Raw genomic sequence first — 2,177 nt, 5'->3', positions numbered from 1 at the left:
AATCGCCAATTGGCTGACCAACAGCTCGATGGAACGCTCCAGGGCAATCGCCACTCGATCGCCCGGTTGCACACCCAGGTCGACCAGATGACGGGCCAGGCCATTGGCCCGGTGGTTCAACTCGGCGTAGGTCAGACTTTGGGCATTGTGTACGGCCGCAACGGCTTGCGGACGCTGCGTGACCTGCGCCTCGAACAGGCCATGGACGGTCCTGTCCTGGGGATAGCGGCGAGTGGTGGCGTTGAAATCCACCAGTAAGTGGCGACGCTCGGCCGACGGCAGGATCGACACGCTGTTCAACGGCGTCTGCGGCATTTGTTCCAGCGCCTCGACCAGATGCTCCAAGGCGATGTTCATATAGACACACATCCGCTGCGCACCGATCCGAGGTACCGCCAGTGCCGACACATAAAAACCTTCGCCCAGGTCATCCACCGACAAGGTCAGCGGGTAGTTGGTACGTTCTTCACTGCCCAGGGCCTCGATGCCCTCCCAGGCAGCAAACGCTTCGCTCGACGCCGTGCCCATTGCGCTGTGCCGGTAGTTGAGCAAGGCGCTGAACAACGGCAGCGGCGCGGCGACGCCGCTGCAACGCTGGGCCAGGGACAGCGAGGCGTGCTCGTGCCCCAGCAGACCGGTCAAACGCGCGTGGGTGGCTTTCACCCCGTCACGCACGCCTCGGGTATCGACATCCACCCGCAATGGCAGGGTGTTGATGAACATGCCCAGTGCCCGGTCGGCGCCCTCGCCGCCCTGCATCCGGCCCATCAACACCGTGCCAAAGACCACATCCTGCTTGCCGGACACTTTGCTCAGGACCTGCGCCCACGCCAAGTGATGCAGGCTCGCAGCGCTCACCCCCAACTGACGGGCCTGGGCCCGCAGGCGCCGGCTGAGGTCGGCGGCGAGGTTGAGTCCGGCCGCTTCGATATCGCTGCCGTCGCCACGGACATCCAGCAAGCCGAACGGCAACGTGGGTTCCTCGATGTCGCCGAGCATGTCGCGGAAGAACCCTTCATGTTCCTCACGGCTCACGCCCAAGCGGGCCTGGGCCACGTAGTTGCGGAACGGTACCGCTTCGCCCAACCGATCAGCGTGGCCCAGCAGGTGCGCCTGCATCTCGTGTTGCACCACTTCCAGCGCCGTGTGATCAAGGGCCATATGGTGGAACAACAGCATGGCGATCCACCGCTGGTTGGCGGTGTCATGGGTGAACGCCAGGCGCATCAGCGGCGCCTGGCGTACATCGAGGCGCAGGTGCTGCCGGTCGAAGCGTTCGAGAAGCTGCGTGGCGACATCGTGGCCCGGCTCGAAAACACACTCGTCCAGAATCAATTGCGCCTGGCGAACGACCACTTGCACCGGCTCGCAGAGGCCTTCCCAGAGTACAGCGGTGCGCAAGATGTCATGCCGGTCGATGACGCTTTGCAATGCGTCGACAAAGGCGTCCAGCCGGGCGCGGTCCTTGAAGTTGAAGGTGGCCTGCTGCACGTAGAGATCACCCTGCTGCGAAGCCAGGTGGTGATACAGGATGCCTTCCTGCAACGGCGCCAGGGCATAGATGTCCTGGACATTGCTTACGCCGCCCGGCACCGTCGCGACGATCTGCTCGATTTCCGCTTGGGACAGATCGGCCAACGGCAACATGTCCGGCGTGATGCGGGCGCAGCCGCGGGTAATGCCGTTGACCGGCACCATGACCTCCGTCACGCCCCCCACGGCCGCCGCCAATGCCGCCAGCGTCGGCTGGCCGAACAGCACGCGGACATCGGCGCTCAGGCCCACTTGGCGCATGCGTTCGATCAGCGTGACCGCCAGCAGCGAGTGGCCGCCCAGTTCGAAGAAGTGATCGTGTCGTCCGACCTGCTCGACCTGGAGCAACTCGGCCCACAACTGTGCCAGGGTCGTTTCGACGGTGCCCTGCGGGGCCTCGTACTCACGAGCGATCACCGCTGAATGATCCGGTGCCGGCAGCGCCTTGCGGTCGAGTTTGCCGTTGGGGGTCAGCGGCAGCACATCGAGCCGGATGTAGGCGGTCGGCACCATGTACTCAGGCAGTTGCCCTAGCAGATGAGCGCGCAAGGCTTCGATGTCAGCGAACGCTTCTGGTGCATGAGGTGTGAAATAGGCCACCAGGCGTTTCTCGCCCGGTACATCTTCACGGGCCAGCACCACGA

Annotated in this window: 1 protein-coding gene; it reads right to left on the bottom strand. The window is 64.3% G+C overall.

All coding sequences use genetic code 11. The features are described from left to right. The coding region (locus tag AC09SL_RS29350) for a condensation domain-containing protein (RefSeq protein ID WP_479571986.1) at positions 1-2,177 on the bottom strand (2,177 nt) is incomplete at both ends.

This window comes from Pseudomonas sp. PF05, from assembly GCF_056521845.1.
This window is presented reverse-complemented; position numbering and strand designations above follow the sequence as displayed.